The sequence below is a fragment of the Elusimicrobiota bacterium genome (genome assembly GCA_026388095.1).
Taxonomy (GTDB): Bacteria; Elusimicrobiota; Elusimicrobia; order UBA1565; family UBA9628; genus UBA9628.
In genome coordinates this window covers 26,387-38,027 of record JAPLKL010000020.1, presented here as the reverse complement: position 1 = coordinate 38,027, position 11,641 = coordinate 26,387, and the positions used below count along the sequence as shown (strand labels likewise).

Here is an 11,641-nt window from a genome sequence, read left to right as displayed (position 1 = left end):
CTAAGGATTTCTCCTTATGAGAAGCTCTTCGACCCTGCGCAGCTCGGCGACCAGCTCCGTCTCGTCGGCGCGCTTGGCCAGCAAGGCCTTGCAGGACTCCTCGCGCAGGGCATACGCCAAGCGGGAGAGGAGGTGCAGGTGGCCGCGGATGCTCGTGCTCACGACGGTGAAAAGGGCATGCACGGGCCGGCCGTCGGCCGCGGCGAAATCGACGGCCGGGTCCAGGTAGCACAACGAGACCATGGGCCGCTCCACCGGCAGGACCATGGGGTTGCGCACGTGCGGCAAGGCCACCCCCTCGCCTATCCCGGTCGAGGCCTGGGCTTCCCGAGCCACGAGCATCTCGAGCAAAAAACCGCGGTCCACATCCTCAGGAAGGCGCATGAGCCCCACGATGGCCTTGAGCGCCTCGGCCTTGTCCTTGACCCTGACCACGCCATGCACGCCGCCGGCCGCCAGCGCTTCCCAGAGGGTGGGCAGGCCCTCGTCCACCTCGCGGTAGATGTCCGGCGACACCCTGACCTTCTGCGCGGTCGCCCATTCCAGGAGCTCCGCGCGGTTGAAGCGATACTGGTCGCTGACGCGCTTGGCGGGAAGCTTCCCCTCCTCGATCCAGAGGTAGATGGTCTTCTCCGGGACTTCCAGAAGGCGCGCGGCGTCCTTGACTCCGAGTTGCATGGCTGCGGGAACAGTATTTTAGCTCTTTGCGGGACACATGCCAATTTCCCCCCCCGCCGCAGCGGCGTCTTGACAGGGACTTTTCACAGCACTAAACTACCATGTCTAGGAGGCATACCCCATGAAGAACCTTATGGCATCTTGGAATCTCGTCGTTCTGGCGGCCCTCATCGGCGCGGCCGCCGCCGCATGCTCCGACGGCCCGAAGATCCAGCACGCCCAATGCGCCTCGAACCAGGTCGAGACTCCGGACCTGTCGGCCTCGCAGTCGGGCAGCGGCTGCGGCGGCGGAGAGACCATCGTCATGAAGTGCGTGGACGTCAGCTCCGGGACGGCGACCGGGAACACGAACACAAACGCCAACACCAACACGAACACGAATCCCGGCGGCTGATCCGAAGCCCCGGTTCGACTGCGGGGAGAGCTGGGATCGCCGAAGACGCGGGAGGGAGTCCATGCCCTTGGAATACGGTTGGGAGAAGCTTCACGATGCCGTGCGTTCGCTGATGAGCACGGGGACACTGCAGCAACGGCTATTCAATGCAGCGATCTACAACCTGATCCACATCAAGCCGGAGAACCTGCCAGCGGGGAAGCGGGACGAGTTCAAGAAACTCGTGGCAGCACTGACCCGGGTCCCCCAGAAAGGGAATGAAGGGAGCATCCAAGCGACGACCAGCCGCCTCTCCGATGATGAGGCCAAGGGCCACGCTCATACGATCCTCAACCTCTACGAGGCTACGCTCGAGGCGCGAGGCGAGCGCAGGAAAAAGGCCTAGACCGGCAGCCCGCCGACGCTAGGGGCGTTGGTGCGAGGAGCAGGGCTCATTTTCCCTTGACTTTTCGGGCGGGCTGGTCGAGCGCCGCAATGACCTGCTCGACCTGCGGGAAGACGTCAGGGAAGTCCGTGACCACCATCGCGTTGGTCTGGGGGTCGGCCACGACCCTGCCGACCTTGCTGAGCACGCTCCGCACCGCCTGAACGATCGGGGCATCCCCCTTGAAGGATTCGAACTCGACATGATTCACCATGTAGATGCGGGTCGCCACGGCCTCGACCGCGTTGGTCCGAGGACCGATGATGTAGGTGTTGGTCCTCCCGAGCTGCTGGTAGGTCAGACCCTTGATCTCCAGCAGGACCTGGAGCGCCTCCCGTGCCGTGACGTTCTGCAGGAAGGCCGTGACCTGCTTGTCCTCGACCCCCTCGGTGATGATGAAATTCACCTTGGCCTGCGCGGAGATATTGTCTAGGAAACTGGCGATCGGCACTCCCTTCACGCGGACCGTCACCAGCGTGTCGAGGGCGCCGCCCCCCTTCCCGGCGGGAGCTGGGGCCTCGGCCGCCCAGGACTGCGCTCCATTCATAGCCAGCACCGCCGCCGCGCACGCCGCCAATAGCATCGTTCTCATGGGTTTGGCCTCCTCCGGCATCCTGGACTGCTGAAGCATGTTATACCGCTTGGATGAGGGGACGTCAAGCGATCGGGCTCACCCCGGCGCGCTCCGGGAAGCGGCACGGACTCAGGCCCGGGCCTTGCCTTGGTCGAGGATCCTCGCCACATTGCCGATGAGGTCCTCCAGGGAAAAGGGCTTGGGGAGGAAGCCGTCCACCCGGACCGTGGCCGTGAAACTGCGGCTCATCTCGTGCAGAGCCGAGACCACGAGGATGGGGATATTCCGGGTGTGCGGGGTGTTACGGATGAGGGTTGCGACCACATAGCCATCCGCCTTGGGCATCATGATGTCCAGGACCAAGAGGTCGGGGGATTTGGCGGAGGCATCATTGGGCTCGATGCCCAATCTGCTGAGCGCCTCCAGTCCAGACGCGCAGGTGGCGACATGATGACCGGCCTTGCTCAGGGAGTGGGCCATCAGCGTGGTCAGGTCCGCATCGTCATCGACGAACAGCACTTCCGCCATCGTCCGATGGTAGCACCTTCCCGCCTGTCCGTCAATCTTTGGTCGCGGGGACGCGGACCGAACCAGCGGCCGTGCAGACCGTTCTTTGGGTTTAGGCGAGGGTGCGGCTTACGGCTCGCTCCGGAAATTCCTGCAAATTGGTGGACCTAGTCGGGCTCGAACCGACGACCTCTTGCATGCCATGCAAGCTCACCCCCGACGGGCTAGGCGTATCCCTTGGGGACCTGGCCTAAAAGGTCATTTAAACCGTTTGTTTCGTGTGTCTGTGATGTCGCATCTGGGGCCGCTCCCCCCATACTCCCCCCACGGACCCAGGATGCCCCAGGAGGCCCCTGTTCCGCCCAGGCTGCCTGGGGGGCTACCCGCGCGCTCCGGCTCCAGGACGGCCCCGCGACGGCTGCCAGGCTGCTCAAAAACGACCACCTGCAAACAAACCGCCCCGGCAGGGAGTACCGGGGCGGCGGCGCGAGGAGGTGCGCGCCTAGATCTTGGGCCGGCCAGGCCTCCAGCGGGCGAGCCCCCAGGTCAATCCTTTGACCATGGACCAGACGTAGCGGACCGTCCTGTTGCCGCGCAGCCCGGCCCGGAGCTGCTCACTCCGGCGCCGAAGCATGGCTCGGGCTATCCTGTGCATTGGCGGGTTGCTCCGCTTTATGGCGCAGCCACGAGTCTATCAGGTGGTTGACCCGCTCCGCGCCGTGGAGGGTGCAGCTGCGGTCCAGCTTCAGGCTCCAGCCCCCACAGGCGCAGGAGATATAGCTTCGCCGCAAGTCCTCGATCCTGTGGAGCTTGGGCTCGCTCATCCCTGGCCACCATCTTACGCACTCATCGGCGGCATCACGCCGGGGGCCCACTGGATATTCAGCTGCAGCAGGTCGCCTGCCATGACGGCCATGAACTCGGCCAGCGTGGGGCCCGACTCGGTGACGCCGTGCTGGTCCTTGGCGCCGGCGGGCTGGGTGCCTGCCTTGAACAACGCCACGGAGCGGCCCAGGCCCAGGCAGCCGTCCGACTGCCGCACGAAGCCAAGGCGCGTGTCCCCAGCCAGGTTCAAAGCGTGGATTTGGATATAAGGCCTTCCGGGGACGTCCTCGCGTTGGGGGGTGCTGGGATCGTCCCACTCCTGGTAGACGTGCCCGTGCTTCGGGCTGTCGAACCGCTCCTTGAACAAGAGGCGGCCGGCCGGGACGCAGCTGACTTCCGGCGCGTTCCACCGCCAGGGGGGCTCCTGCGTCACGCACCCGAGCAGCTTGCGCGTCTTCTGCTCGTCTTCGTAGATGACCAGGGACCCAACGGTGCCCTCGTCGTTGGTGCGAGTGCGCGTCAGGACGCCGTACTTCATCGCGAGTCGCTCGGGGGAGCTGCCGGCGGCGCGTCAGCCGGCCGCGGCGGCCAGGCTTGGCCCTGGGCGGCCGTCGCCGGCGGCGCCTGCGGGAGCTGCTGCGGCGCGGCGGCCAGCTGCGGGTCCGCGGCGTGGTCCACCGCGTCCTCGATGGCGGTCTTGAGGGCCAGGGCGATGGCGCAGAGGGCCGCGTCGAAGGCTTCGAGCAGGGCGTCGATGGCATTGTGGTTCTCCACCACGAACTGCCGGAGCAGCGGGTGGGCCAAGATGAGGGCCATGACGCGGCCGACCCATGCGGTCATCGGAGGGATCGCCCAGGCGGTCAGGCCAAAGCACCAGGCCGTGAGCTGCCCGAAGACCAGGCCCGTCAGCGGTTTGCCGAAGGTCCCGACCGCGGCCGCGATGAGCAGGGCCAGGACCGGGTGCGCGTGGTAGAATACTCCGGCGGCAGCCAGCAGGGAATCCAGGTTGACGTGCATGGTTCCTCCGTTATAGCTTCGGCCCGCCGAAGCGCAGGCTAGAGCTCGCCGAGATGTAGGACGCCGCGGCGATGTTCGGCAAGAACCCCTGCTCCGGGAACATGGCCCGGAAGTTCTGGAAGTGCCCGTCGTCGATGACGCCGGGCATGAGTTTGTAGCCGATGGCGCAGCCCAGGGTCGTCCCGCCAGGCATGGCCAGGCCCGCGGTGGCGGCCTGCTTGAAGGCCTCGACGCCCGGGCTGCTGCTCGATCCTGCGCGGCCCAGGGCGAAGGTCACCACGGACGGGAGCAAGTTGACAGCGAATCCGGGGCCGCACTTGAGTTTGGACCCGCCACCGCAGCCAGCGGTGAGCGCCCAGTCCACCGGGCGTATCCAATTCTGCCAGGAGTCGGGGATGATGGTGCCGTCCTTTCCCTCGTGGGTCATCCACTCGATGTCCAGACTGCCGAGGGTGCTGCCGCCCTTCACCGGGAAGTTGGCGGCCTCGTAAGTCTGCAGGTGCGCCGGGTCCATCCACCGCAGGTAGTGGACGCCGGGCTTGGCCGCCGGCGCGATGACCTGCGCCTCAGTGGCGACCGGAGCGAGCAGGAGCAGCAGCGGCAGGAGCAGACGGCTGAGTGGCTTGAACATTGAGTTTTGCCTCCCTAACTTGGATGAACGTCAATGCGGCAATGAAGAGCGCGCAGGCCACGTTGATCCACGCGCTCATGGTCATGCCGACCTGGCGCGTGGCCTTCACGCCGTGGGCCTCGGTGTCGTCCATGTGCGCGTCGAGCTTGCCCGGAGTCGCGTGGAGCTCCTCGCTCACGTGGCGCGCCTGGTCGCGGCGGTGGGCCTGGAACTCCCGCTCACAGGCCTCGTGCTTCAACGACACCGACTTGGTGTAGGCCAGCGCGCTGGATTGTCCGGCCTTGATTCCACCGATATCGCCTTTTAGGTCCCCTATCGCGTTGAGAACCTCCTTCTGCAGGGAGCTCAAGGCTCTGGAGGTTTCACTCTGGATTTGGGTCAGGGCGTTCCTGGTCTCGGCGTCCATGGTCAGGCCTCGGGCTCCGCCGGAGCCGGGAGGTTCTCCAGGACCTGCAAGGTGGAGACCTTCGTCGACAGCGCCTGGCCGCCGACGGCCACGATGGCCTGCAGGGAGTATGCACCGGCCTCGGCCAGGTCGCCGGCCTGCGTGACGTAGACCAGTTGGCCGTCGCTCCCGTCGGTCGAGAATGCGGCATCCTTGTCCTGCGATATCCCGTCCGGAGCGGTCAGCCGGATGACCTTGGACGTCGCCGCCCGCAGGTCGATGGGCGCCTCATCGGAGTCCACGACCGCTACGACGATGCCGAGGCCGACGTCACCTTGCTGGCACGACTGCAGTCCCTGGAGTTCGTCCATGCTATATCCTCGCGACCTGGATGACGGGAAGGGTGTAGGTGATCCCGGTGGTGGCGGACAGGCCGTAAGACGACCGAGTAGTGACCGTGGCGCCCACGCCGCCGGCGGCGCCGGCGGCCGCAGGGGGGAACGTCAGGGAGACGGCCGCCGGGCGCGCCTGCAGGTACGCTCGCCCGACCCCCCCGCCGCGCGGCGCCGTGAGCTGGATCATATGACCAGGAACGTGTCCCCCTCCGAGGGCGCCGCCGGCATGGCTCCGAAGGTCAGCTTCTTGGTCTCCCCCGCGTAGCCGCTGATGTAGGCCACCCGGCGCAACAGCGCCCCGCTGGTCCAGATGATGAGGCGCCCCACATACACCCCGTCGGAGGTGTCCGCCAGGTCGGTCGTCATCTGCGTGGTGGAGAGAGTCCCTGCCGCCGCGGCGCCCCGTGCCATCGTAAGGAGGTTCGTCCGCAGGTTCTCGGCCGCCAGGACGCTGCCCCTGATTGACCCGATCGGACCTCCTTGCGCGCGTGACATCACAGCCTGGGGAGAAGGATCGCTGATGGCTGGGGCAACCCCGACCTGAGTGAATATCATCTCGCTCATCATCACCGATAGGTCGGCGCAAGGATGCTCCGCGCTGTAGTACCTCGATGACCCCTGTTGTTGGAGCATGACGGCGTATTTTTCCCAATGAGAGTTGTCGAAGTCCTCCCACGCCATGGTCTCCACGTTCCAGACCTGGCCGGTATCCAGGTTGTGAATGACGACGTAGGCCGTGCTGCCAGGCGGTATGCCGGCTTCGATAAGCAAGGTCCCTCCTACTTGAACTCCGTCAGGGGGATGACGCCGAAGGCTCCGGGCGCGGCAGCCGTTCCGACGGCGAGGCTGTAGGGCACGACTCCGTCTGACACGATGTATGTTTCCCCCAATCCTGGAGTTATAGCCTGGAGCTCAGCGATTGTATGAATGGGGGGAATGAACTTTCCCCCGGAAAAGGTCAGAGGAGATTCCATCTGAAACCCACCCCCGAGGATTCTCAAGATGCTATCCCCGTAGCCATATACATTCAGGCCGTTTGTAAAATTCAGCCTGGGACCTCCGCTCGCCGTGTATCCTATGTAGTCGGCTCCCCAATTCAGGTTGTTGTTGGCAGAAGCTCCCATAGCTATCTGCGGCACATTGAGAGTCCTTTGGAGTGTCAGAGATGTTGGTCCATTGTTTATTTCGTAGCGAAATACCTGGCCAACGCACCCTGCCTTCCCTCCGGTGCTGATAAGCACATCCCCGTCCACACAAGCTCCTTCGATTCCCCCGCCGGACGGAAGTCCGCTCATGTGCGAGGCGTCGCCGAAGAACGCCGAGGCCGTGATGCTCGAACCGCTGACGATATCAGCGGTTGGGCCCGATAGCGTCAGAGTCCCGGTCATGGTATCCCCGGTCTTCGCCACCTTCGAGGAGTCGGTCCCCGAGACGCTGGTCAGTGCGGCCCCGTTGACGGCGGGCAGGGCTCCAGAGCCATCGATCTGTAGGAGTTGCCCGGCTCCGTTGGTCCCGTCCACGTTGCCGGTCGTGATCTTGACGGCCGGGTCCAGCGTCCCGCTCGCGAGCGCGGAGAGAGCGACCTTGCCGGCCGTGGTGAGCTGCGCCAGCTTGGAGTCCGGGATGCTGCCGGCGAGCTGCTGCGTGCCCACGGCGCCGGCGGCAACGGACGAGGCGATGACGTCCGAGCCCAACGAACCGGCCTGGACATCCTCCGCCGCTACATCACTGGCGCTGACTCCGGTGATGCCCGAGCCGTCGCCCGTGAACGTGTTGGCCACGACCTCGTCCGCAGTGACGCGGCCGGCCGCGCCGGACCCGGTGAGCACGAGAGGCCCGCTCATGGTGTCGCCCGTCTTGTAGACGTAGGACGCAGCCGCGCCGCCGATGACCGTGGCGCGCAGGTAGAGCCCGCCGGTGGTCGGCGCGGTCACGTTGAGGCGCACATACCTGGATGTCGGGGACCCCAGGAAGGCGGTGGCCGTCGCGGCCGGGCTGCTGTAGCTGTTGATCGTTACTGCCGTCCCGGACACGTCGGACCAGGAGTTGGTGCTGTCGGCGACCTGCCACTTGAAGCTCGGAGTCCCCGAGATGGCCAGCGGCGTGAGCGTGTAGGTGTTGGTCGGCGCGCTCGACGCGGTGAATACGATGTAGGTCCCAGCCACGGCGTTGGCCTTGCTGCTGGCCAGCTTGACGCTGCCGGCGTTGACTGGCGCCGCGTAGTAGGTGGTCTGGTCGGTCAGCCCGCCGATGGGCTTGCCGGCAGCCTGGGTGTAGAGCAGCGGCAGGCTCAGGGTGAAGCCGTGCGCGGGGATGGCGATGGCCGAGCCGCCGATCACGAACGGCGGGGTGGTTCCGCCCGTCATGGCCGCTCCGGAGACGGAGAGCGCCGCGGCCGTGGTGGTGACCAGGGAGTAGTTGCCCCCGGTGCCGGCAGCCCTGGCGGTCAGGGTGATGGCCCCCGAGTCGGCCGAGGCGGTGACGAGTGCGTTGAGTGAGCTGTTGGCGGCGATGGCTGCGGCGATGGCCGCGCCGACCGCGGTGGCGTTGCCGGCCGGGGACCAGTCCTTATTGGCCCGCAACTGGATTCCGTTGATGGAGAGAACCGCGGTGTCCTGCCCGCCCGTAAAGGTCGCGTGGGCGATGGTCAGGTTCACTGACTTGTTGGTCGTCAGCGCCTGGTTGTAGGACGTGCCCGTGTAGGCCGCCGTCGCGTAGACCACGGAGCCGACCGCCCGGGCCCGGATCCACGGCACCTTGGCCTGCAGGAGCGTCGCAATGTTGGTAGCGGTGGCCGCGGTGGTGGCGCCCTTCTTCCAGTGGACGCCCTCCTGCCAAACGTAGCCCGGCATGGTGATGTAGCCGCCGGCCAGGCCGGCCGTGGACACCACGGTGACCTGGTTGGTGGCCGCGGCCGTGCTCAGCGCCGAAGGCGCCACCACTGTGACGGTGCCTGTGGCGTGGGGAGCGTCGCTGAAGGTCTTCGCCGGCAGGGTCGCGGAGGTGTAGGACACCACGGCGGAGAGGTTGCCGATCCCCAGCGTCTGCAGGTCCATCTGGTAGGTCAGGTCGCGGGCCAGCGCGGACTCGTTGGCCAGGACCGTGGTAGTGGTGTCGGCGTGGGCCAGCCCGGCGCAGAACGCCAGGGCGCCCAGCATTGCGGCGGCTATCAATTTTTTCATGGTCTCCTCGTTAGGTTTTGATGATGTACAAAACGGCTGCGTTATTCATGCGCGCCTCGTATCCGCCGGCAGAGCCGGTGTCTCCGCTTACGCAAAGGTTGCCCGGGTAAGGCCCAGCTCCAGCGCCCGCGTTGGCCACCACGCCCGTCGTGTGAGTGTGGGCCTCGTTCTGGCCCTCCTGGTAAGAGCCCACGTTGTTGCCCGTCGCGCCGGCGTGCCTGGCAACGCGGGTGGCCTTGTCCGGGTCGGCGAAGGCGTCCGCGGCGTCGCCGCTGCCCATGTCGTTGACGCCGCGCAGGGTCACGCCGCGGAGGTCGGGCCGGTTGAATGAGCCCGCGGCGCCGGTCCCGTTGCCCCAGCTGGTGCCGATCGCCAGGTAGAGGTCGTGGTGGGCCGAGTCGTTGTCCACGCCGCCGTCGCACAGGAGGAACCCCATGGGAGCTGCGTCCCCGGCGAACGGCAGTATGGTCCCGGCCGGGATTGTGGGCTGCGGGACGATGACGGGGTTGAGCCAGGTCCAGTAGGCGTTGCTGGCCCCCGCGGGCGGGGCGTTCCCGATATTGTCATCGGCGACTGACCCGTAGAGCTCGAAGGTCCCCGTCCTCCTGACCACGGACCCCTTGTAATAGCTGGTCAGCGAGTTCCACTCCACGATCCCGTCCTGCAGGATGTTGGCGATCTGGTGGCTCAGGACGAAGAGCAGCGCGTTCATGTCCTCCATCAGCGGGGCCTTGTTGGGCAGTTGGACGGCCGACTGCCAGCCGTTGCGCCAGGCGGCCAGAGCCTGGATCGCCTCGACGTCCTTGGTCTGCACGGACCCGCCGGCGGCGAAGGATCCGAACTGCTCGAAGTAGGGGGCTCCCCCGTCTTTCCCGAAGACCGTCAGCGCCTTGCGCGGTATCTTTGCCATAGCTCCTCTATGCCGCCGCCTCCACGATGACCGCCACACCGGCGGGCTTGGGCAGCTTGTGGATGTAGTTCACGATGTGGAACAGCCCGTTGGGCAGGTCCGCGGCGTAGGTGTAGGTCATGGTCATGTCGCCGTTGTCCGTCACCGTCACGCCGGCGCCGAAGAACGCCATGCAGATGGCGTCGACCGTGGCCAGGGCGTAGTCGCAGGACGCCACGGCTGCCAGGTACTGGATGAGCAGCGAGAGCTCGCCGTCGTTGAGCTCAGTGGTCAGCACGTTGAAGTCGGGGACCGTGATGAAGTATTGCTGGACCGGAGACGTGTCCACGGTCGCGAAGCCCGGCACCGTGTCGTGGTCCGCGTCCGTGCTCAGCGGCATGGAGAACCAGGTCTTGCTCAGGTCGAGGCCGTAGAGCCCCCGCTGCGCGCCCACGTAGCGGGCCAGGATGTCGAGCTGAGCGCCGACCGCGGTGAGAACGTCGAAGCCGTCCCGGACCGCGCTGAACAGCTGGTCCGCGATCGCCTCGGCCGCCATGAGCACGACGGTGGCCTGCGCCTTGGGCTTCATCCGGTACTGAATGATGAGCAGGCTCGCGTAGTAGGCGATCAGCTCGGACGTGTTCATGAGATTGAGATGTCCCCCACGGCCACGGTGAAGTACTTGTCTGCGCTGTCCGGCGTCACGACCTGCTGCCAGTCATCTCCGTCAACGGAGACGGCCACGCTGGTGACGATGGCGTTGGGCTCGATGGTCTGCATGGCCATGACCACGTCGCCGATGCTCGGGTTCTGCAGGAGCTTGTAGACCATGGCCGCGGCCAGGCTGGCCTTGATGGCGTCGTTGTTGAAGGTCAACCCGGCGACCCGCGGGACGATGGCGAACTGGATGTACAGGGCCTGAGTGCTGGACACGTCCCACTGAGCCGTGAAGGTGTTGCCCTGCGGTCGCGTGATGTCGTGGGTCACGGACCCCTTCATCCCGCAGCCTGGGGCCTTCTTGCTGTAGATGGCCTGCGCGATATCCGCCTCAGTGCCCCCCGTGACGATGCACCAGATGGAGTGCGCCGGGACCCCGTTTACCGGGTCTCCAGTGTCGTTCTCGATCACGGCCGCATCCGAGACGTCGTCCATGTCCAGGATGGCGGCCCGGATGGCGTCCGCGGGCCCCGTGGCCGCCAGGGAGAAGCTCTTGCCGCGCCTGGCCTTGAGCTGCGCGTCGGTCTCCTCGTCCGTCCCCGGGACGTCGCCGGACGTGTCCGGGTTGTTCACCGCGGTCACTCCCAGGGTCGTCGTGATCTGGTTGGTGATGGTGTTCGGGGTGGTCAGCACCTGGCCGATGTTCACGGCCCGGAAAGCCAGGCTGGCGGAGCCGGCCGCGCTGAAGGTGTGGGAGGCAACCAGCTGGAACTGGTTGCCGGCCTCGTCGGATACCTTGTATGCTGGCAAGGCGGTCTGGTCCAGCCCGGGCAAGGTCTGCGCCCGGTCCGAGGTGATGATGACGTAGGCCACGGTGTAGGTTCCGACCTTGCGGCTGATGCCGTTGAGGGCCACGCGCTGGTCGAGAGTCACGCCGTATGCCGAGTCGGGGTTGAAGGACCCGTAGATGTCCTGCAGGAGCTCGCGGTGGTCGACCAGGACCTGGGCCAGGATGTTGATCCACTGGCCGTCCGGGGAGTTCTGGGCGACGTTGATGTCGTCGCCGTAGATCTGCTTGAGACC

17 protein-coding genes and 1 tRNA gene are annotated in these 11,641 nt (G+C 66.2%); 2 read left to right on the top strand and 16 right to left on the bottom strand.

Annotated features, from left to right (window positions below):
* A complete protein-coding gene (locus NTY77_05770) occupies nt 1-678 on the bottom strand; it encodes a PTS sugar transporter subunit IIA (GenBank protein ID MCX5794981.1) in 678 nt (225 codons plus the stop codon).
* A gap of 121 nt (nt 679-799) precedes the next feature.
* Between NTY77_05770 and NTY77_05765 the strand changes: the two genes are divergently transcribed.
* Nucleotides 800-1,072: a hypothetical protein gene (locus NTY77_05765; GenBank protein MCX5794980.1), complete on the top strand. Its 273-nt coding sequence runs from the start codon at nt 800-802 to the stop codon at nt 1,070-1,072.
* 112 nt (nt 1,073-1,184) lie between these two features.
* On the top strand, nt 1,185-1,457 hold the full coding sequence (locus NTY77_05760) for a hypothetical protein (GenBank protein MCX5794979.1): 273 nt from the start codon (nt 1,185-1,187) through the stop codon (nt 1,455-1,457).
* A gap of 46 nt (nt 1,458-1,503) precedes the next feature.
* On the opposite strand, the gene NTY77_05755 is transcribed toward NTY77_05760, so the two are convergent.
* The 15 genes from NTY77_05755 to NTY77_05685 all read right to left on the bottom strand — a co-directional run bounded on the left by NTY77_05755 (nt 1,504) and on the right by NTY77_05685 (nt 11,491).
* Complete coding sequence (locus tag NTY77_05755; GenBank protein ID MCX5794978.1) at nt 1,504-2,088, bottom strand: hypothetical protein; 585 nt, start codon at nt 2,086-2,088, stop codon at nt 1,504-1,506.
* A 111-nt stretch (nt 2,089-2,199) separates the two neighbouring features.
* The gene (locus NTY77_05750; GenBank protein ID MCX5794977.1) at nt 2,200-2,598 is read right to left on the bottom strand and encodes a response regulator; all 399 of its coding nucleotides are present in this window, start codon (nt 2,596-2,598) and stop codon (nt 2,200-2,202) included.
* A gap of 138 nt (nt 2,599-2,736) precedes the next feature.
* A tRNA-Ala gene (locus NTY77_05745) sits at nt 2,737-2,814 on the bottom strand.
* 265 nt (nt 2,815-3,079) lie between these two features.
* A complete protein-coding gene (locus NTY77_05740) occupies nt 3,080-3,211 on the bottom strand; it encodes a hypothetical protein (GenBank protein ID MCX5794976.1) in 132 nt (43 codons plus the stop codon).
* A gap of 204 nt (nt 3,212-3,415) precedes the next feature.
* Complete coding sequence (locus NTY77_05735) at nt 3,416-3,940, bottom strand: DUF5675 family protein (protein MCX5794975.1); 525 nt, start codon at nt 3,938-3,940, stop codon at nt 3,416-3,418.
* Nucleotides 3,937-4,419 carry a hypothetical protein gene (locus NTY77_05730; protein MCX5794974.1) on the bottom strand — a complete coding sequence of 161 codons (483 nt, stop codon included), beginning with the start codon at nt 4,417-4,419 and terminating at the stop codon, nt 3,937-3,939. The genes NTY77_05735 and NTY77_05730 overlap by 4 nt, the downstream gene beginning before the upstream one ends.
* Nucleotides 4,420-4,429: 10 nt before the next feature.
* Entirely contained in the window at nt 4,430-5,050 is a 621-nt protein-coding gene (locus NTY77_05725) for a hypothetical protein (GenBank protein ID MCX5794973.1), read from the bottom strand.
* A complete protein-coding gene (locus tag NTY77_05720) occupies nt 4,986-5,456 on the bottom strand; it encodes a hypothetical protein (GenBank protein MCX5794972.1) in 471 nt (156 codons plus the stop codon). Before NTY77_05720 ends, NTY77_05725 begins: the two co-directional genes overlap by 65 nt.
* A gap of 2 nt (nt 5,457-5,458) precedes the next feature.
* A complete protein-coding gene (locus NTY77_05715) occupies nt 5,459-5,806 on the bottom strand; it encodes a BppU family phage baseplate upper protein (protein MCX5794971.1) in 348 nt (115 codons plus the stop codon).
* Between the two features lies 1 nt (nt 5,807).
* On the bottom strand, nt 5,808-6,017 hold the full coding sequence (locus NTY77_05710) for a hypothetical protein (GenBank protein MCX5794970.1): 210 nt from the start codon (nt 6,015-6,017) through the stop codon (nt 5,808-5,810).
* Entirely contained in the window at nt 6,014-6,601 is a 588-nt protein-coding gene (locus NTY77_05705) for a hypothetical protein (protein ID MCX5794969.1), read from the bottom strand. Before NTY77_05705 ends, NTY77_05710 begins: the two co-directional genes overlap by 4 nt.
* Before the next feature lie 8 nt (nt 6,602-6,609).
* A complete protein-coding gene (locus NTY77_05700) occupies nt 6,610-9,012 on the bottom strand; it encodes a hypothetical protein (protein MCX5794968.1) in 2,403 nt (800 codons plus the stop codon).
* Between the two features lie 10 nt (nt 9,013-9,022).
* Nucleotides 9,023-9,922 carry a phage tail protein gene (locus NTY77_05695; protein MCX5794967.1) on the bottom strand — a complete coding sequence of 300 codons (900 nt, stop codon included), beginning with the start codon at nt 9,920-9,922 and terminating at the stop codon, nt 9,023-9,025.
* Nucleotides 9,923-9,929: 7 nt separating this feature from the next.
* Entirely contained in the window at nt 9,930-10,547 is a 618-nt protein-coding gene (locus tag NTY77_05690; GenBank protein ID MCX5794966.1) for a DUF2612 domain-containing protein, read from the bottom strand.
* On the bottom strand, nt 10,544-11,491 hold the full coding sequence (locus tag NTY77_05685) for a baseplate J/gp47 family protein (GenBank protein MCX5794965.1): 948 nt from the start codon (nt 11,489-11,491) through the stop codon (nt 10,544-10,546). Before NTY77_05685 ends, NTY77_05690 begins: the two co-directional genes overlap by 4 nt.
* Nucleotides 11,492-11,641 lie beyond the last annotated feature (150 nt).

What these genes read in the sequence shown, in the direction of transcription:
- NTY77_05770 (MCX5794981.1), bottom strand. Translation starts at nt 678, where the DNA reads ATGCAACTCGGAGTCAAGGACGCCGCGCGCCTTCTGGAAGTCCCGGAG.
- NTY77_05765 (MCX5794980.1), top strand. Translation starts at nt 800, where the DNA reads ATGAAGAACCTTATGGCATCTTGGAATCTCGTCGTTCTGGCGGCCCTC.
- NTY77_05760 (MCX5794979.1), top strand. Translation starts at nt 1,185, where the DNA reads ATGAGCACGGGGACACTGCAGCAACGGCTATTCAATGCAGCGATCTAC.
- NTY77_05755 (MCX5794978.1), bottom strand. Translation starts at nt 2,088, where the DNA reads ATGAGAACGATGCTATTGGCGGCGTGCGCGGCGGCGGTGCTGGCTATG.
- NTY77_05750 (MCX5794977.1), bottom strand. Translation starts at nt 2,598, where the DNA reads ATGGCGGAAGTGCTGTTCGTCGATGACGATGCGGACCTGACCACGCTG.
- NTY77_05740 (MCX5794976.1), bottom strand. Translation starts at nt 3,211, where the DNA reads ATGCTTCGGCGCCGGAGTGAGCAGCTCCGGGCCGGGCTGCGCGGCAAC.
- NTY77_05735 (MCX5794975.1), bottom strand. Translation starts at nt 3,940, where the DNA reads ATGAAGTACGGCGTCCTGACGCGCACTCGCACCAACGACGAGGGCACC.
- NTY77_05730 (MCX5794974.1), bottom strand. Translation starts at nt 4,419, where the DNA reads ATGCACGTCAACCTGGATTCCCTGCTGGCTGCCGCCGGAGTATTCTAC.
- NTY77_05725 (MCX5794973.1), bottom strand. Translation starts at nt 5,050, where the DNA reads ATGTTCAAGCCACTCAGCCGTCTGCTCCTGCCGCTGCTGCTCCTGCTC.
- NTY77_05720 (MCX5794972.1), bottom strand. Translation starts at nt 5,456, where the DNA reads ATGGACGCCGAGACCAGGAACGCCCTGACCCAAATCCAGAGTGAAACC.
- NTY77_05715 (MCX5794971.1), bottom strand. Translation starts at nt 5,806, where the DNA reads ATGGACGAACTCCAGGGACTGCAGTCGTGCCAGCAAGGTGACGTCGGC.
- NTY77_05710 (MCX5794970.1), bottom strand. Translation starts at nt 6,017, where the DNA reads ATGATCCAGCTCACGGCGCCGCGCGGCGGGGGGGTCGGGCGAGCGTAC.
- NTY77_05700 (MCX5794968.1), bottom strand. Translation starts at nt 9,012, where the DNA reads ATGAAAAAATTGATAGCCGCCGCAATGCTGGGCGCCCTGGCGTTCTGC.
- NTY77_05695 (MCX5794967.1), bottom strand. Translation starts at nt 9,922, where the DNA reads ATGGCAAAGATACCGCGCAAGGCGCTGACGGTCTTCGGGAAAGACGGG.
- NTY77_05690 (MCX5794966.1), bottom strand. Translation starts at nt 10,547, where the DNA reads ATGAACACGTCCGAGCTGATCGCCTACTACGCGAGCCTGCTCATCATT.